This window comes from Acidovorax sp. NPDC077693 (assembly GCF_044542805.1).
In the GTDB taxonomy this organism is placed as follows: domain Bacteria; phylum Pseudomonadota; class Gammaproteobacteria; order Burkholderiales; family Burkholderiaceae_C; genus Acidovorax.
The window spans coordinates 1-17625 of sequence record NZ_JBITVD010000032.1; the positions used below are offsets into that span (position 1 = coordinate 1).

The window sequence follows — 17625 nt, forward strand, 5'->3', positions numbered from 1 at the left end:
AGCACGGCCGAAGACACCGGCATGGACTTCGGCGAGCTCTCGCTCATGGACGAGAACGAGATGCAGGCGCAGGTCGAGCTGTCCAAGGCGCAGCACGATGGCTTCCACTTCCTGGCCCTTCTTGTAGTTGCGAACAGCGGCTTCGCCGGGTTCGTTCCACGAGAGGTCGGACAGGTGCACCAGGCCGTCGATGCCGGCAGCCAGGCCCACGAACACGCCGAAGTCGGTGATCGACTTGATAGGACCCTTGACGCGGTCGCCGCGCTTGGTGTCCTGTGCGAATTCTTGCCATGGGTTGGCCTTGCACTGCTTCATGCCCAGGCTGATGCGGCGCTTGTCTTCGTCGATTTCCAGGACCATGACTTCGACTTCGTCGCCCAGCGAAACCAGCTTGGCGGGAGCGATGTTCTTGTTGGTCCAGTCCATTTCGGAGACGTGCACCAGGCCTTCGATGCCGGGTTCGAGTTCCACGAATGCGCCGTAGTCGGCGATGTTCGTGATCTTGCCGAACAGGCGGGTGCCTTGGGGGTAGCGGCGGTTCACGCCCATCCATGGGTCGTCGCCCATTTGCTTCAGACCCAGCGAGACACGGTTCTTCTCGGTGTCGAACTTCAGGATCTTGGCGGTGATTTCCTGGCCAGCCGTCACCACTTCAGAGGGGTGACGCACGCGGCGCCATGCCATGTCGGTGATGTGCAGCAGGCCGTCGATGCCGCCCAGGTCCACGAACGCACCGTATTGGTGATGTTCTTGACCACGCCTTGAACGATGGAGCCTTCCTTGAGGGTTTCCATCAGCTTGGCGCGCTCTTCGCCCATGGAGGCTTCCACCACGGCGCGGCGGCTCAGCACCACGTTGTTGCGCTTGCGGTCGAGCTTGATGACCTTGAATTCCATGGTCTTGTTTTCGTACGGCGTCAGATCCTTGATCGGACGCGTATCGATCAGCGAACCGGGCAGGAATGCGCGGATGCCGTTGACCAGGACGGTGAGGCCGCCCTTGACCTTGCCGCTGGTCGTGCCGGTGACGAATTCGCCGGATTCCAGGGCCTTTTCCAGGCTCATCCACGAAGCGAGGCGCTTGGCGGTGTCGCGCGACAGGATGGTGTCGCCGTAGCCGTTTTCGATGGAGCCAATGGCCACCGACACGAAGTCACCCACTTGGACTTCGACTTCGCCCTTGTCGTTCTTGAACTCTTCCAGCGGCACGTAGGCTTCGGACTTGAGGCCGGCGTTGACCACGACGAAGTTGTGCTCGACGCGCACGACTTCAGCGGTGATCACTTCGCCTGGGCGCATTTCCGTACGCTGCAGGGATTCTTCAAAAAGGGCGGCAAAAGATTCGGACATGTGTTTCCTTGCCACAAACAGGATTCCGGCAGCACCATTGCTGTCGTTTTTATAGCTGCTTGCGGTGGTTTTTTGCGGTAGAACCGCGGTTAGGTTATCGATCCACACTGCCTGTGCGCTGGCGCGCGAGAAGGGCTGTGTGGGCCTGTGGCAAGGCCTTGCGGCACTGCCTGCGGGGCCGGGTTTGAACCCGTACCCTGCACGTTTCAGCCTTGCGCAGCAGCTGCGAAGGGCTGGCGCTCCTGCCACCAGGCCAACACCTGATCGACGGCTTCATCAATCGTCAAGGTGGAGTTGTCCAGGACCAGAGCATCCTGCGCGGGCTTGAGCGGTGCGACGGTGCGGGAGCTGTCCCGCAGGTCGCGCGCCTCCAAGTCTGCGCGAAGGTCTTCGATATTAGCTGAAAAACCCTTTGAAATCAACTGTTTATGGCGGCGTTCTGCGCGGCAGGCTGCGCTGGCCGTCAAATAGACCTTGAGCGGGGCTTGCGGGAAGATCACCGTGCCCATGTCGCGGCCGTCGGCCACCAGCCCCGGCAGGCGCCGAAAGCTGTGCTGCAGGGCCACCAGGGCCTCGCGCACGGCGGGCAGGGCCGACACGCGCGAGGCGTTCATGCCCGCTTCTTCGGTGCGGATGTCGGCGGTCACATCGTCGTTGCCCAGCCACACCTTGCCGCCTTCAAAGCGCACGGGCAGGGTTGCGGCCATGGCCGCGATGCGCGGCTCGTGGGTGGTGTCGATGGCCAGGCCGGCACGCAGCGCGGCCAGCGCCGTGATGCGGTACATCGCGCCCGAATCCAGAAAACGGTAGCCCAGCCGCTGGGCCACGGCCGCGGCCACCGTGCCCTTGCCGGAGGCCGTGGGCCCGTCGATGCAGATCACCGGAATGCGCTCGGTGGCGGCCTGCGACACCGAGAACAGCGTCTCGAAGTAGTCGGGGAAGGTCTTGGCCACGCATTTGGGGTCTTCGATGCGCACCGGCGCCTGGGCGGGGTTGAACGCCGCGAGCGAGAAACACATGGCCACGCGGTGGTCGTCGTAGGTGTGGACGCTGGCGGCGGTCCAGTCCTGCACCCGGGCTGGCGGCGTCACGCGGATGAAATCGGCGCCTTCGTCCACGGTGGCGCCCAGCTTGCGCAGCTCGTTGGCCATGGCGGCGATGCGGTCGGTCTCCTTCACGCGCCAGCTCGCAATGTTGGTCAGCGTGGTGGTGCCCTCGGCGTACAGCGCCATCACGGCCAGCGTCATGGCGGCGTCGGGGATGTGGTTGCAGTCGAGCGCGATGGATTTGAGCGGCCATGCTCCGCGCTCGATGTGCAGCCAGTTGGGCCCGCCCGTGACCACCGCACCCATGGCGCGGGCCGCCTCGACAAAGCGGATGTCACCCTGGATCGAGTCCAGCCCGACGCCCCTGATCTTGATGCCTTTGGGGTCTTTGGGGCCGCTACCGCTGGGTGCGATGGCGCCGAGTGCTATGAAATAGCTAGCAGATGATGCGTCGGCCTCGACGTGGATGCTGCCGGGCGACTGGTACCGGCTGCCGGCCGGGATGGTGAAGCGCTGCCAGTTCTGGTGCTCCACCACGATGCCAAAGCGCGCCAGCAACTGCAGGGTGATGGCGATGTAGGGCTTGGAGATCAGCTCGCCCACCACTTCGATGGTGATGGGCTGCGTGGCCGCCGCGAGGGGCAATGCCATGAGCAAGGCAGTAAGGAACTGGCTGGAAACATCCCCGCGCACATGGATCGGCGCCGCGAGCGCCAGCGCAGGCACTCCGTCGGCATGGGCAATGCGCAGCGGCGGGTAGCCATCGTTGCCCAGGTAGTCGATGCGGCAACCCAACTGGCGCAGCGCGTCGACCAGGTCGCCGATGGGCCGCTCGTGCATGCGCGGCACGCCGGACAGTTCGAACTCGCCCCCCAGCAGCGCCAGCGCCGCCGTCAGCGGCCGCATGGCCGTGCCCGCATTGCCCATGAAGAGCTTGGCAGGCGACTGCGGCGCGCGGCCGCCCAGCCCGGTGATGTGCACGGTGCTGCCGTTTTCGTCGACGGTGCAGCCGATCTGGCGCAGCGCATCGAGCATCACACGCGTATCGTCCGACGCCAGCAGGTCGTGCACGGCAGTGGTGCCGTTGCTCAGCGCCGCCAGCAGCAGCACCCGGTTGGAAATGCTCTTGGAGCCCGGCAGATGGACTTCGCCCGCAGCGGCTTGCAGGGGAGGCAGGTCTAGGAAAGCAGTGCTGTACATCAGTGTGATTCGTCCATCGCTCAAAAGAGCATTAACCAGCCCGGTGAGTCGAGCCAGAGCACGAGGGCCGCAGGCCAAGTCAGTGGCGGTCATCCGCCAAACCCTGTGCACCCGTCACGCCCTACGAAACCGGCGCGCCCTAGGCGAGTGCACCCATGGAACTGGCTCCGCCAGGGCACCGGGTGCGTCCCCCTTTGGGGGAAGGCGCCGCAGGCGACTCAGGGGGCTACCAGGCCGGGGGCTACTTCCGCTTCGCTCCCATGCGCCAGTGCGCCCGCGTCTCGCTGGCCAGCGTCAGCATGTCTTCCAGCGACTGGCTGTCGCTTTTTTCCATGGCCTCTTCGATGTTGTGCAGCGCCTGCCGGAACAGTTTGGACTGGGCGATGAGCTCTTCGCGGTTGGCCAGCAGGATGTCGCGCCAGACCTTGGGGTCGCTGGCCGCGATGCGGGTGAAGTCGCGAAAGCCCGGGCCGGCCAGCGACAAGAACTCGTCGCCTTCGTTCTGGCCGGTGATGCTGTTCATCATGGCGAACGCCAGCACGTGGGGCAGGTGGCTCACGGCCGCAAACGCGGCGTCGTGCGACTCGGGCGACATGCTGCTCACGCGGCAACCGAGCGCCGTCCAGATCTCGCCGGCCTTTTGCAGTTGCACGGTCAGCGTGCGTTCGGTGGGCGTCAGGATGACCTGGCGGCCGCTGTACAGGTCGGCCTCGGCGTGCTCCACGCCCGACACTTCGCGCCCTGTGATCGGATGCGCGGGCACGAACGAGCCCACCTGGTCGCGCAGTGCACGGCGCGCAGCCTGCACCACATCGGCCTTGGTGGAGCCCACGTCCATGATCAGCATCTGGGGGGTGACCAGGTGCTTGATGGCCTTGAGCGTGGCTTCGGTGGCGGCCACCGGCACGGCCAGGAGCACGACATCGGCGCCCGCCACGGCCAGCAGGGCCGACGGGGCCTCCACATCGATCACGCCCATCTGGCGCGCGCGGTCGGTGGTGGAGGGCGACTTGCTGTAGCCCACCACGCGCTTGACGAGGCCCGCCTTTTTCATGGCCAGGGCGAACGAGCCCCCCATGAGCCCGCAGCCGATCAGTCCCAATTGTTCAAACATGGCGGCGGCTCCTTACGACGACACGGGGTAGGTCCCCAGGACCTTGTAGAACGCGCACAGGCTGCGCAGTTCTTCCAGCGCCCGCGCCACGTGGGGCTGGGCCGGATGGCCGTCGAGGTCGATGTAGAAGTAGTACTCCCACTGGCCCGTGCGTGCGGGGCGCGATTCGAAGCGCGTCATGGAGACGCCATGCGTCTTGAGCGGCACCAGCAGGTCGTGCACCGCGCCGGGCTGGTTGGGCACCGACACCACGAGGCTGGTGCAGTCCTTGCCCGACGGCGGTGGCGTCTGCAGCGTGTGCGGCAGGCAGATGATGGCAAAGCGGGTGCGGTTGTAGGCGTCGTCCTGGATGGCATGCGCCACGATGTGCAGGCCGAACTGCGTGGCGGCGCGTTCGCTCGACAAGGCTGCCCAGCCGGGGTTGGTGGTGGCCAGGCGCGCGCCTTCGGCGTTGCTCGACACCGGGCGGCGCTCGGCGTGCGGCAGGTGCTTGGACAGCCACGCCTGGCACTGCGCCAGTGCCTGCGGATGGGCCAGCACCACCTCGATGCCGTCGAGCGAGCTGCTCGTGCGCAGCAGGTTGTGGCGCACCAGCAGGCTGACTTCGCCCACCACATGGGTAGGAGTGTGCAGGAACAAGTCGAGCGACCGCGTGACCACGCCTTCGGTGGAGTTCTCCACGCCCACCACGCCGTACTGCGCGCTGCCGGCGGCCGTGGCGTGGAACACCTCGTCGAAGTTGGCGCAGTACATCAGGTCGGCCGCGCCGCCGAAGAATTCAATGGCCGCCTGCTCGCAGAACGTGCCTTCGGGGCCGAGCACGGCCACGCGCTGGGGCGATTCGAGCGCCAGGCAGGCGGACATGATCTCGCGCCAGATGGCGGCCACGTGCGGCCCCTTGAGCGGTCCGGGGTTGGCCGTCTGGATCTTCTCGATGACCTGCGCCACGCGGTCGGGGCGGAAGAACGGCGTGCCTTCGCGCTTTTTGACTTCGCCCACTTGCTCGGCCACCAGAGCCCGCTGGTTGAGCAGCGTGAGCAATTGCTGGTCGATGGAGTCGATCTGCACGCGCAGGCTGGCGAGGTCGGGTGAGGCTTGCGGAGTATTCATGAATGGGGTGTCAGTGCGCTGTCGCGAGAACGGGTGTCGGTCTGGGTTCCGGTTCAGGCGTGCTTTTGTTCAAATTCTCGCATGTAGTCCACCAGCGCCTGCACGCCGGCCAGCGGCATGGCGTTGTAGACGCTGGCGCGCATGCCACCCACGGACTTGTGGCCCTTGAGCTGCAGCAGGCCGCGTTCCTTGGCCCCGGCCAGGAACGCATCGTTGCGGCTTTCGTCGCGCAGGAAGAACGGGATGTTCATGCGCGAGCGGCAGTTGGCGGCCACCTTGTTCACGTACAGCTGCGAGCCGTCGATGGCGTTGTAGAGCAGGTCGGCCTTGGCGATGTTGCGCTGCTCCATGGCGGCCACGCCGGTCAGGCCGCCTTCGGTCTGGCGCTGGAGCCACTGGAAGGTCAGCCCGGCAATGTAGATGCCCCAGGTCGGCGGCGTGTTGTACATCGACTGGTTGTCGGCCACGACACGGTAGTCGAACGCACTGGGGCAGGCGGGCAGGGCGTGGCCCAGCAGGTCCTCGCGCACCACGACCAGCGTGAGCCCGGCAGGGCCCAGGTTCTTTTGAGCGCCGCCAAAAGCGAGGCCCACACGCGACCAGTCCACGCTGCGAGATGCCACGTGCGACGAGAAATCGATCACCAGGGGCGCATCACTGCCCAGCGCTTTGAGGTCGGGCAACTGGTGGAATTCGATGCCGTTGATGGTCTCGTTGCTGCAGATGTGCACGTAGCTCGCGCCGCGGCTCAGCGTCCAGGTGGCAGGGTCGGGCAGTGTGGTGAAGCCCGTGTCCTCGGCCGAGCCGACGATGTTCACTTCGGCGGCGTACTTGCGCGCTTCCTTCTGCGACTTCTGGCTCCAGCTGCCGGTCAGCACGAAGTCGACCACCCCGGCCCGCGACAGGTTCAGCGGAACGATAGCGTTTTCGGCCAGGCCACCGCCCTGCATGAACAGGATCTTGAAGTTCGCTGGCACGGCCAGCAGTTCGCGCAGGTCGGCTTCTGCCTTTTCGTAGATGGACAAAAACTCTTTGCCGCGGTGGCTCATCTCCATCACGCCCATGCCGCTGCCATGCCAGTTCAGCATTTCGGCAGCGGCTTGCTCCAGCACTTCGGCAGGGATGGCGGCCGGGCCGGCCGAGAAGTTGTAAGGGCGGGTCATGGTCTGGCAGTCAGTCAAGTCAAAATTGCTGCCAGCGCTTGTTGGTAAAGCGCTGGCAGCTATATTTTTAGTAGCATTCGGGTGCCATGCTCATCATGGCACCCGGCAAGGACGGGGCGTCGGGGTCAGGCGTCTGACGCCGGCGGCGTGTCGGCATCCGGGGAGCCGGCACCGTCGGCACTGGCGTCGCCCTCTGCATCGACATCGGCCACGTTGGCGTCGTTTTCCACGATGCGCTGCAGGCCGCTGAGCTTGGAGCCTTCATCCAGCGCAATCAAGGTCACGCCCTGGGTCGCACGGCCCAGTTCGCGGATCTCGGACACGCGGGTGCGCACCAGCACACCCTTGTCGGTGATCAGCATGATCTCGTCGTCCGCATGCACCAACGTGGCGGCCACGACCTTGCCATTGCGCTCGCTTTGCTGGATGGCGATCATGCCCTTGGTGCCACGGCCATGGCGCGTGTATTCGACGATGCTGGTGCGCTTGCCGTAGCCGTTTTCGGTGGCGGTCAGCACGCTTTGCGTCTCGTCTTCGGCCACCAGCATGGCGATCACGCTCTGGCCGTCTTCGAGTGTCATGCCGCGCACGCCACGGGCCTGGCGGCCCAGGGGGCGCACGTCGTTCTCGTCGAAGCGCACGGCCTTGCCGCCGTCGCTGAACAGCATCACGTCGTGCTTGCCATCGGTCAGCGCGGCGCCGATCAGGTAGTCGCCGTCGTCCAGGTTCACGGCGATGATGCCGCCCTTGCGCGGGTTGCTGAATTCATCGAGCGCCGTCTTCTTCACGGTGCCCATGCTCGTGCCCATGAACACGTAGCGATCGGCCGGGAAGGTGCGCATGTCGCCGGTCAGCGGCAGCACCACGTTGATCTTCTCGCCGTCCTGCAGCGGGAACATGTTGACGATGGGGCGGCCCCGCGAGCCGCGCGAGCCGGCGGGCACTTCCCAGACCTTGAGCCAGTACAGGCGGCCACGGTTGGAGAAGCACAGGATGTAGTCGTGCGTGTTGGCGATGAAGAGCTGGTCGATCCAGTCGTCTTCCTTGGTCGCCGTAGCCTGCTTGCCACGCCCGCCGCGCTTTTGGGCGCGGTATTCGGACAGGGGCTGGCTCTTGATGTAGCCGGTGTGGGACAGCGTCACCACCATGTCGGTCGGCGTGATCAGGTCTTCGGTGGAGAGGTCCTGTGCGCTGTACTCGACGATGCTGCGGCGCGCGCCCAGCTTGTGCTGGCCGAATTCCGTCTTGATGGAGGTGAGCTCTTCGCCAATGATGGTGGAGACGCGTTCGGGCTTGGCCAGGATGTCCAGCAGGTCTTCGATGACCGCCATGACTTCCTTGTACTCGGCCACGATCTTGTCCTGCTCGAGCCCCGTGAGGCGCTGCAGGCGCATCTGCAGGATTTCCTGGGCCTGCGTTTCCGACAGGCGGTACAGGCCGTCCTGGCCCATGCCGAACTCCTTTTCCAGGCCGTCGGGACGGTAGTCATCGGCATTGATCACGCCGCCGTCTTCGCGGGTGCGGGTGAGCATCTCGCGCACCAGCTTGCTGTCCCACGAGCGCGCCATCAGTTCGGACTTGGCCACCGGTGGGGTGGGTGCGTTGCGGATGATGGCGATGAAGTCGTCGATGTTGGCCAGGGCCACGGCCAGGCCTTCGAGCACATGTCCACGGTCGCGCGCCTTGCGCAGCTCGAACACCGTGCGGCGCGTCACCACTTCGCGGCGGTGCTGCAGGAAGACGACGATCAGGTCCTTGAGGTTGCACAGGCGGGGCTGGCCGTCGATCAGCGCCACCATGTTCATGCCGAAGGTGTCCTGCAGCTGCGTCTGCTTGTACAGGTTGTTGAGCACCACCTCGGGCACTTCGCCACGCTTGAGCTCGATCACCAGGCGCATGCCCGACTTGTCGGACTCGTCCTGGATGTGGCTGATGCCGTCGATCTTCTTTTCGTGCACCAGCTCGGCCATGCGCTCCTGCAGCGTCTTCTTGTTGACCTGGTAGGGCAGCTCGTCCACGATGATCGCCTGGCGCTGGCCGCGGTCGATGTCCTCGAAATGGCACTTGGCGCGCATGATCACGCGGCCGCGGCCCGTGCGGTAGCCGTCCTTCACGCCGTTGATGCCGTAGATGATGCCGGCCGTGGGGAAGTCGGGCGCCGGAATGATCTCCATCAACTCGTCGATGGAGGCCTCGGGGTGGCGCAGCATGTGCAGGCATGCATCCACCACCTCGTTGAGGTTGTGCGGTGGGATATTGGTGGCCATGCCCACCGCAATGCCGGCCGAGCCGTTGACCAGCAGATTGGGCAGTTTGCTGGGCAATACCAGCGGTTCTTTTTCGCTGCCGTCGTAATTGGGCCCGAAATCGACGGTTTCCTTGTCGATATCTCCGAGCATTTCGTGCGCAATCTTTGCCAGGCGGATTTCGGTATACCGCATCGCAGCAGCGTTATCGCCGTCCACCGAGCCGAAATTGCCCTGGCCATCCACCAGCATGTGGCGCAGCGAAAAATCCTGCGCCATCCGGACGATCGTGTCGTACACCGCCGAGTCGCCATGCGGGTGGTACTTGCCGATCACGTCCCCCACGATACGGGCGGACTTCTTGTAAGGCCGGTTCCAGTCGTTATTGAGTTCATGCATCGCGAACAGCACACGGCGGTGCACTGGCTTCAAGCCATCGCGAGCGTCGGGCAGGGCCCGACCCACGATCACGCTCATCGCGTAATCGAGATAACTGCGCCGCATCTCCTCTTCAAGGCTGATGGGCAGGGTTTCTTTGGCAAACTGGGTCATTGGGGGCGGCGGCGGTGGCAAAGGAGAATCATTTTAGAGGTAAGAGCGTGTAGCGCCTCAGCAACATATCGTGGCAATTCCGGTTTTGTCCTACGGAGCCTACACGGGTGCCACCGCTTTTGCCCTGTTACGTATGGCACAATCGTTTGAACGCTTCGGGTGGTGGTCACCCCAGGCGTCCTGATTCGCAGCGCGGCTGCGGCTTTTTCCCCAAGAGGAGAACCATGAAGAAACTGAACAAAGTGGCGATGTTGTTTGCCTCTGCAGCGCTCGCTACCGCCGCTGGCGCACAAACCGTTGACAACTGGCGTGATGCTTCTGGCCAACTGGTCTGGAAGAACGGTACCAACGAATATTGCTGGCGCAATGCTAACTGGACGCCTGCTACGGCAGCTCCTGGCTGCGACGGCGCAATCGTTGCTCCCGCTCCTGCCGCATCTGCACCTACGCCTGGCGCAGCGCCAACACCTCCTGTTGCTCCAACGCCACCAGCCCCTCCACCACCAGCTGTCGCCACCAAGGTGACGTACGCTGCTGACGCATTCTTCGACTTCGACAAGTCGGTGCTGAAGCCCGAAGGCAAGGCCAAGCTGGACGACCTGGTTTCCAAGGTCAAGGGCATCAACCTGGAAGTGATCATCGCCGTGGGTCACACCGACTCCGTGGGCTCTGATGCTTACAACCAGAAGCTGTCGGTTCGCCGTTCCGAAGCCGTGAAGGCTTATCTGGTGTCCAAGGGCATCGAAAAGAACCGCGTTTACACCGAAGGCAAGGGCGAAAAGCAACCTGTCGCCGACAACAAGACTGCCGAAGGCCGTGCGAAGAACCGTCGCGTGGAAATCGAAGTGGTTGGCACGCGCGCCGCTCAGTAATCCCCGGATTGCTGTTATGCACAAAAAAGCCCCGGCAACGGGGCTTTTTTGCGTTTGGGGCTTTTAGATCCTTCATCTCTATCGTGGAAAATGACAGCCATGAGTGAAACCGTCAACGCAGATCCCGCCGAACTGGCCAAATTCTCCGAACTTGCCCACCGCTGGTGGGACCCCGACAGCGAGTTTCGGCCTTTGCACCAGATCAATCCTTTGCGGCTTGAATGGATCAACGGCTTGTGCCAGCTTTCGGGCCAGCGCGTGCTGGATGTGGGATGCGGCGGCGGCATTTTGGCCGACTCCATGGCGCGCAAAGGTGCTCAGGTGCTGGGGATCGACCTGGCAACCAAGGCGCTGCGCGTGGCACAGTTGCATGCCCTGGAGGCCCAAACATCCCAGATAGAGTACCGGGAAATCAGTGTGGAAAGCCTGGCTGCAGAGCAACCTGGCAGCTTTGACGTGGTCACCTGCATGGAAATGCTGGAACACGTTCCAGATCCTGTCTCGGTCGTCAAGGCCTGCTCAGCGCTCGTCAAGCCGGGCGGCTGGGTGTTTTTCTCTACCATCAACCGCAACGCCAAGGCATTCATGCTGGCGATTGTGGGCGCCGAATATGTGCTGAATATGCTGCCGCGGGGCACGCACGAATACGCCAAGATGATCAAACCCAGCGAACTGGCGATCAGCTGCCGGGGGGCTGGCCTGGATATTCAGGCCACGCGGGGCCTGGAATACAACCCGTTGACCCGGCGTTATTGGCTCAGTGCCGACACCAGCGTGAACTATCTTTTCGCGACCCGCCGCAGCGCCTGACACGATTGACCATGTTTCACAATATTCGCGCCGTTCTGTTCGACCTGGACGGAACACTGATCGATAGCGCCCCGGATCTGGGCGCTGCAGCCGACAAGATGCGCACGGACCGGGGCTTGTCCTCCTTGCCGTTGGAGCGTTACCGCCCCATGGCCGGGGCAGGTGCGCGTGGCATGCTCGGGGAAGCCTTCGGAATGACGCCCGATCACCCTGACTTTCCCGTCATGCGGGAGGAGTTCTTCGTGAACTATGAGTCGCGCATGACCGAACTCACCAGCATTTTCGATGGGGTGCCCCAGTTGGTGGTGCAACTGCTCGAGCGCAACCTCGCGTGGGGCGTCGTCACCAACAAGGCCGCCCGATTCACCGAGCCGTTGACGCGCGCCATGCCACTGTTTGCCAGCGCCGGGGCGGTGGTCAGTGGAGATACGACACCGCACGCCAAGCCCCACCCCGCGCCCTTGCTCGAAGCGGCGGCCCGCTTGAAAATCGCGCCCGAGTTCTGCATTTATGTGGGTGACGACGAACGAGACATCGTCGCTGGGCTGGCAGCCGGCATGGGAACCGTCGCGGCGACCTATGGCTATCTTGGCTCCAAGAGCGATCCGCTCCAGTGGGGCGCCCACGCGGCAATTAAATCTCCCACCGAGCTCTTGCAATTGCTCGAAGGCGCCTAAAATAGAGGTTCTGGGGCTGTCCTGGTTTCGACGTGGGTTCGGAGTCGGTGTGGTGCATGTCGAGCTTGAGTCACGCTCGTAAATCTCGATTTAACAAACTAACTGCAAACGACGAACGTTTCGCACTCGCTGCTTAATTGCCAGTGAGCCTTGCAACAGTTGGCCGATGGGCTGGGCAAGGGGGTTCTGAGCAATCAGTGCCTCCCGGCTGCAAGGATAATTACATGGGCTGGCTTTGATCCGGGTACCTTGGGTTGAAGCGAGAAAATAGGGTGCTGGCCGACGTTGTAGCGTGCGACTGCGCGATAACGTTAGCGAGACTTAAATCAGACCGCTAAACATGTAGATCTGCCCGATGAAGGCTTGCGGACGCGGGTTCAATTCCCGCCAGCTCCACCATTACGACGTCCAAGGGCGTTCACCAACATCCGGTGAACGCCCTTTTTCTTTGGTAAATCAATGGGTTATGGTGTGGGGGCGTCCGGAGCGGTCTCCTGGCAGCCAGGCTGAGGCGGGGGAACAGACGGGGGAACAAAATCCGAAAAAGGTAGACTGGCGGCGTTTGTTCCCCCGTTTCAGAGGGGAAATCCTAGCTAAACCTCTGGAGGTGTTCCCCCATGTTGACCGACGCACAGTGCCGTAACGCCGTCTGTTCCCCCACATCGAAGCGGGAGCGTTTGTCGGACTCGGGAGGTCTGTATCTGGAGGTTGCTCCCGGAGGATCGAGGCGCTGGTTCTGGAAGTATCGGCATGAGGGCAAGGAAGGGCGTATGGCTCTGGGCAGCTATCCCTCGGTCAGCCTGACGGCAGCTCGCAAGGCTCGTGATACCGCCAGGCTGCAGAAATCGACAGGAATAAATCCTGTGCATGCCAGAAAGGTGGAAAGGCTGAAGGCTTCTGCCAGTGCCGGGGATACCTTCAAAGCTGTCGCTCTGGAGTGGTACGACAAACAGAAGCCTCTATGGAGTGATTCTCATGCTGAGCGCTCGCTGCGCCAGTTCGAACGTGATCTCTTTCCGTGGCTAGGGGGGCGTCGTCTGGCTGAGATTGAGCCGGTGGAACTGCTGGCAACCCTGCGCAAGGTGGAAGAGCGCGGGGCTGTAGAGACTGCTGATCGTGGATTGATGCTGGCTCGCCAGGTCTGGCGTTATGGCGTCGCGACAGGCAGGGTGGGGCGGGACATCACGGGAGACCTCAAAGGCGCGTTGTCTCCGTATCGCGGCAAGCACTTTGCCGCTATCACCGAACCGGTCAAGCTGAGTGAGCTACTGCGCGCTATCCAGGCATACAAGGGCGGGCCTATCGTGCGGGCGGCACTACAGTTGGCGCCTTTGTTGTTTCAGCGTCCCGGCGAATTGCGTGGTGCAACTTGGGCTGAAGTGGACTTGGATGCCGCGCTCTGGACGATTCCGGCTGCGCGGATGAAGCGGGGCAAGGACGGGAAGGAAAACGGGGATCCACATCTGGTCCCTCTTTCAACCCAGGCTGTGAAAGTGTTGCGGGAGCTGTATCCGTTGACGGGCCACAGCGCCTTGGTGTTTCCCGGTGAGCGCAACCACAGTCGGCCTATTTCAGAGAACTCAGTGCGAACCGCGCTCATCACCATGGGCTATACGCCGGAGATCCAAACATGGCATGGCTTTCGCGCCACGGCGCGAACAATGCTGGCGGAGCGATTGGATGTCGACCCGCTGGTGATTGAGGCGCAGCTGGCTCACGCCGTGAAGGACGCCAATGGGCGCGCTTACAACAGGACCCAGTATCTGGCTCATCGAACGAAGATGATGCAGCGGTGGGCAGACTATCTGGACAGGCTGAGGGAAGGCAAAGCAGCAGGCAAGACGACTTCCAAAACTCTTGGCAATGCAAATACCTGATCTGCCGTTTCGCTGGGCTTGGTCACTGCGGTGGTTTGCCATGAATCGATGGCAGTTTCTCGCCAACTGATGTTGGGACCCCGTCGGCAAAGAGTGTGAGCTTGGTGGTGTGAACGGCCGTTCTGCAGCGATTACCGCCGGTGGTGTGCGCTCCGTCAATTCACGGTGACGGCCGCAGTGCAGTCGTTGAAAGCCCTCGACACATATCGAGCGCGATGACCGGTCGCCGGCAATGGCATGCAGAGGAGACGGTGACAGTGGTCATGACGGGCTCAGAGAGTTGTTGTAGAGACATCTTGAGCGTGAGCCCATGTCTCTGCACGCTGGCAACAAGGGGAGGTCAACGCGGCATGCATGCCGGTCAGGTATTGGAAATCGGTGGCCAATCAACTTGCATCAGCGCGGTCCATCCCGTACGCTGCCCCGACGTCCACACGCAACGCCCGAGCCCATGCGGGCCGCCGGACCGGCCTTCCGGACGTGCAAAGGAGTCCAACCATGCCAAGCCGATCGAACGGCCTCGCGGCCGAAATGAAAGCCGTGCGAACGTTGGCGCTCGTGGGCGCCGCGGCCGCCGGCAAGACCTCGCTGGCCGAGGCCTTGCTGTACAAGGCGGGCGCCATCGGCGCTTGCGGCAGCATCGAGCGCGGCAGCACCGTCAGCGACCACGACCCGCTCGAGCGCCGCATGCAGCACTCGCTCAACGCATCGGTGATGCACCTCACGCATGGCGGCACGCGCATCCACTTCATCGACACGCCCGGCAGCCCCGACTTCCTCGGACAGAGCCTGTCGGCGCTGGAGGCGGTCGAAACAGTGGCGGTGGTCATCAATGCCGCCACCGGCATCGAGCCGATGGCGGTGCGCATGATGGAATACGCAGCCTCGCGCCGCCTCGCCCGCATGATCATCGTCAACAAGATCGACGCGCAGGGCGTCTCGCTGGCGGGCCTGCTGGCCGACATCCAGGCGACCTTCGGCCGCGAATGCCTGCCGTTGAACCTGCCCGACGGGGTAGGCAGGCAGGTCGTGGACTGCTTCTTCAACCGTTTCGGGCAGTCTGACTTCGGCCCCGTCGAAGCGGCGCACCGCGCGCTGGTGGAACAGGTGGTCGAGGTCGACGCGGCCTTCGTCGATCGCTACCTCGAGGAGGGCGACGTGGATCCGGCCGAGCTGCACGCGCCGCTCGAGCAGGCGCTGCGCGAAGGCCACCTGATCCCGGTGTGTTTCGCCTCGTCGCGCAGCGGCGCCGGCGTGGCCGAGTTGCTGGACGTGATCGTCAAGCTCCTGCCCGATCCGACCGAAGCCAACCCGCCCAGCTTCATCGTTGGCGAGGGTGCAGAGGCCATGCCCATGAAGGCCAAGCCTGACCCGACGCTGCACGTGCTGGCGCATGTGTTCAAAGTCACGATCGACCCCTTTGTCGGCAAGATGGGTATCTTCCGCGTGCACCAGGGCACGGTCACGCGCGACAGCCAGCTCTACATCGGCGACGGCCGCAAGCCCTTCAAGGTGGGGCACCTGTTCATGCTCCAGGGCAAGGACCATGTCGAGGTGTCGCACGCGGCCCCGGGCGACATCGTGGCGGTGGCCAAGGTCGAGGAGATCCATTTCGATGCCGTGTTGCACGATGCGGCGCAAGACAGCCATGTGCATCTTGCACCGCTGCCGTTCCCGGTGCCGGTGTACGGCCTGGCCGTGGAGCCCAAGCGGCATGGCGACGAGCAGCGCGCCTGGGAGATCCTCGGCAAGCTCGCGGCCGAGGACCCGTGCCTGCGCATCGAGCATGTGGCCGCGACCAACGAGACGGTGCTCTACGGGCTGGGCGAGCTGCACCTGCGCATCGTGCTCGAACGCCTGCGCGAGGTTTACCGCTTCGAGGTCCAGACGCGGCCACCGCGCATCGCCTACCGCGAGACCGTGACCGCGCCGGCCGAGGGCCACTACCGCCACAAGAAGCAGAGCGGCGGTGCCGGCCAGTTCGCCGAAGTCTTCCTGCGCATCGAGCCGCTCGCGCGCGGCGCGGGCTTCGAGTTCGCCGACGAAGTCAGGGGCGGCGCGATCCCGGGCCAGTTCATCCCTGCGGTCGAGAAAGGCGTGCGCGAGGTTTTGGCGTACGGCGCGATCGCCGGCTACCCAGTGGTCGATGTGCGCGTCGTGGTGTACGACGGCAAGCACCACAGCGTGGACAGCAAGGACATCGCCTTCGCGACCGCCGGCCGCAAGGCCTTCATGGCGGCGATTCGCGAGGCCCGGCCGGCTGTGCTCGAGCCGATTGTCCAGATCGAGATCGCCGTGCCCGAGCATTCCGTGGGCGACGTCACGAGCGACCTGTCGTTGCGGCGCGGCCTGGTCACCGGCACATCGGGCCTGGGGGCCGGCACCGTGGCCATCGGCGGTCAGGTGCCAGAGGCCGAGCTGGCCGACTACCAGTCGCGGCTCAATGCGATGACCAGCGGCCAGGGGCGCTACACCGTCGCGTTGTCGCACTACACGCCGTGCCGCCGGCCGTCCAACAGACGCTGATGGGGCAGTACCGGGTGCGTGAAGACGACTAGGAAAAGCGTAGCGCCAATGCTCAGCTTGCACGCGCGCTGCCGAGCAATCGACTTGGGCGCACCGTGAGATCAAAATGCTCCCTCGCCCGGCGATTGCAATCACCCTGATTCTTGTGGCAAATGTCCGATATGCAGCGATTGCGGCCGTCGATGGCCGCACCGTGACCTCACGGTCTGCGTCCAGTAGCGGTCATCGGAGAGCCGGCGATCCTCGCAGGCCCTTCGGCCGGGTTTAGATGTACAGCCGGCGTCGGGAGCATGCCGCCGTGAGACTTCATCTTGAACGTCCGCTATCTCCAATTGCGAACTGGTGCTCAGGGCTCGGCTATTGGGGCAGGTGAGGCCCGCACAAATCCTCCACCAGCTCGCGTGCAAGGGAAATACACGACGTTTGCTCCACTTGGATGCGAACTAGGACTCTCGCGCTTGCAGGTGTGGTTAGGTTGGCCGCATGCACTTGCACTTCGACAGCTCCAGCGAGCGTTCCAGGCTCCGACCGACCCATGACATGGAAGTGCAACTGGTGCTCGTCCTGAGCATGCCGCCACTGGTCGCACGTGAGCTCGAAGCTCGTCGCAGGGTAGTTTGAGCGTCCATCGCGCCAGTAAAGCGCGTTCGGGTCGCTCTCAGTCCTCGCGTTATGTAGCCAATCTAAGTTCTTGTAGGGCCTGTCCAGGCCGTAACGATTCATCCCAAGTGGGTCGAAGATGTGCCGCATCGCCTTCCAACGCCCCTTCGGCGGTTCCGGTGGCTGGGGCAAGCGAGGAGGCCTCCCGTCTTCAGCGCTCTCCTCCCCCTCGTCATCGTCTTCCGTCTTGGCAAAGAGCGCGATGTCTCCCTTGGCTTCGAATCGCACCAGCGAATCATCAGCTGGACGAGTACCTGTGTTCTTGATGGCCACAATCAGCTCGGGCCAAGCAACGGAGTTATTGAGCTTCTCGTGCAACAAGCTTAGATGTCGCATCCCGGACGATCATATGGCCGCTTGTGAAACAGATCCGGGTGCTCCTGGTACCACTCTTTCATAGCCTGCATCGGCGTCTTGCTCTTG

Annotated in this window: 9 protein-coding genes, 1 other RNA gene and 2 pseudogenes; 6 read left to right on the plus strand and 6 right to left on the minus strand. The window is 63.6% G+C overall.

What is annotated here, in order from left to right; genetic code table 11:
* Positions 1-90: 90 nt before the first annotated feature.
* The 6 genes and pseudogenes from rpsA to gyrA form a co-directional block, all read right to left on the minus strand.
* A pseudogene (gene rpsA / locus ACIGHN_RS27785) lies at positions 91-1349 on the minus strand (30S ribosomal protein S1); the annotation flags it as partial.
* Positions 1350-1555: 206 nt separating this feature from the next.
* Positions 1556-3595: a bifunctional 3-phosphoshikimate 1-carboxyvinyltransferase/cytidylate kinase gene (locus tag ACIGHN_RS27790; RefSeq protein WP_396507543.1), complete on the minus strand. Its 2040-nt coding sequence runs from the start codon at positions 3593-3595 to the stop codon at positions 1556-1558.
* A 241-nt stretch (positions 3596-3836) separates the two neighbouring features.
* Positions 3837-4709 carry a prephenate dehydrogenase/arogenate dehydrogenase family protein gene (locus ACIGHN_RS27795; RefSeq protein ID WP_056419328.1) on the minus strand — a complete coding sequence of 291 codons (873 nt, stop codon included), beginning with the start codon at positions 4707-4709 and terminating at the stop codon, positions 3837-3839.
* A gap of 12 nt (positions 4710-4721) precedes the next feature.
* Positions 4722-5819, minus strand: coding sequence for a prephenate dehydratase (gene pheA / locus ACIGHN_RS27800; protein ID WP_396507545.1), 1098 nt, complete (start codon positions 5817-5819; stop codon positions 4722-4724).
* Between the two features lie 53 nt (positions 5820-5872).
* The gene (gene serC, locus ACIGHN_RS27805) at positions 5873-6982 is read right to left on the minus strand and encodes a 3-phosphoserine/phosphohydroxythreonine transaminase (RefSeq protein WP_396507546.1); all 1110 of its coding nucleotides are present in this window, start codon (positions 6980-6982) and stop codon (positions 5873-5875) included.
* 125 nt (positions 6983-7107) lie between these two features.
* Complete coding sequence (gyrA, locus tag ACIGHN_RS27810; RefSeq protein ID WP_056419338.1) at positions 7108-9780, minus strand: DNA gyrase subunit A; 2673 nt, start codon at positions 9778-9780, stop codon at positions 7108-7110.
* A 224-nt stretch (positions 9781-10004) separates the two neighbouring features.
* Between gyrA and ompA the strand changes: the two genes are divergently transcribed.
* The 6 genes and pseudogenes from ompA to fusA all read left to right on the plus strand — a co-directional run bounded on the left by ompA (position 10005) and on the right by fusA (position 16574).
* Positions 10005-10652 carry an outer membrane protein OmpA gene (gene ompA / locus ACIGHN_RS27815; RefSeq protein WP_396507548.1) on the plus strand — a complete coding sequence of 216 codons (648 nt, stop codon included), beginning with the start codon at positions 10005-10007 and terminating at the stop codon, positions 10650-10652.
* Between the two features lie 99 nt (positions 10653-10751).
* Positions 10752-11462, plus strand: coding sequence for a bifunctional 2-polyprenyl-6-hydroxyphenol methylase/3-demethylubiquinol 3-O-methyltransferase UbiG (gene ubiG / locus ACIGHN_RS27820; protein WP_396507550.1), 711 nt, complete (start codon positions 10752-10754; stop codon positions 11460-11462).
* Positions 11463-11473: 11 nt separating this feature from the next.
* Complete coding sequence (locus ACIGHN_RS27825) at positions 11474-12139, plus strand: HAD family hydrolase (RefSeq protein ID WP_396507552.1); 666 nt, start codon at positions 11474-11476, stop codon at positions 12137-12139.
* Between the two features lie 12 nt (positions 12140-12151).
* Positions 12152-12538: a transfer-messenger RNA gene (gene ssrA, locus ACIGHN_RS27830) on the plus strand.
* Positions 12539-12756: 218 nt separating this feature from the next.
* Positions 12757-14016: a tyrosine-type recombinase/integrase gene (locus tag ACIGHN_RS27835; protein ID WP_396507554.1), complete on the plus strand. Its 1260-nt coding sequence runs from the start codon at positions 12757-12759 to the stop codon at positions 14014-14016.
* Between the two features lie 498 nt (positions 14017-14514).
* Positions 14515-16574: pseudogene (gene fusA / locus ACIGHN_RS27840) on the plus strand (elongation factor G).
* The last annotated feature ends 1051 nt before the right edge of the window (positions 16575-17625 follow it).

Excerpts from the sequence above, each read along its gene's own strand:
- ACIGHN_RS27790 (WP_396507543.1), bottom strand. The coding sequence starts at position 3,595 with ATGTACAGCACTGCTTTCCTAGACCTGCCTCCCCTGCAAGCCGCTGCG.
- ACIGHN_RS27795 (WP_056419328.1), bottom strand. The coding sequence starts at position 4,709 with ATGTTTGAACAATTGGGACTGATCGGCTGCGGGCTCATGGGGGGCTCG.
- pheA (WP_396507545.1), bottom strand. The coding sequence starts at position 5,819 with ATGAATACTCCGCAAGCCTCACCCGACCTCGCCAGCCTGCGCGTGCAG.
- serC (WP_396507546.1), bottom strand. The coding sequence starts at position 6,982 with ATGACCCGCCCTTACAACTTCTCGGCCGGCCCGGCCGCCATCCCTGCC.
- gyrA (WP_056419338.1), bottom strand. The coding sequence starts at position 9,780 with ATGACCCAGTTTGCCAAAGAAACCCTGCCCATCAGCCTTGAAGAGGAG.
- ompA (WP_396507548.1), top strand. The coding sequence starts at position 10,005 with ATGAAGAAACTGAACAAAGTGGCGATGTTGTTTGCCTCTGCAGCGCTC.
- ubiG (WP_396507550.1), top strand. The coding sequence starts at position 10,752 with ATGAGTGAAACCGTCAACGCAGATCCCGCCGAACTGGCCAAATTCTCC.
- ACIGHN_RS27825 (WP_396507552.1), top strand. The coding sequence starts at position 11,474 with ATGTTTCACAATATTCGCGCCGTTCTGTTCGACCTGGACGGAACACTG.
- ACIGHN_RS27835 (WP_396507554.1), top strand. The coding sequence starts at position 12,757 with ATGTTGACCGACGCACAGTGCCGTAACGCCGTCTGTTCCCCCACATCG.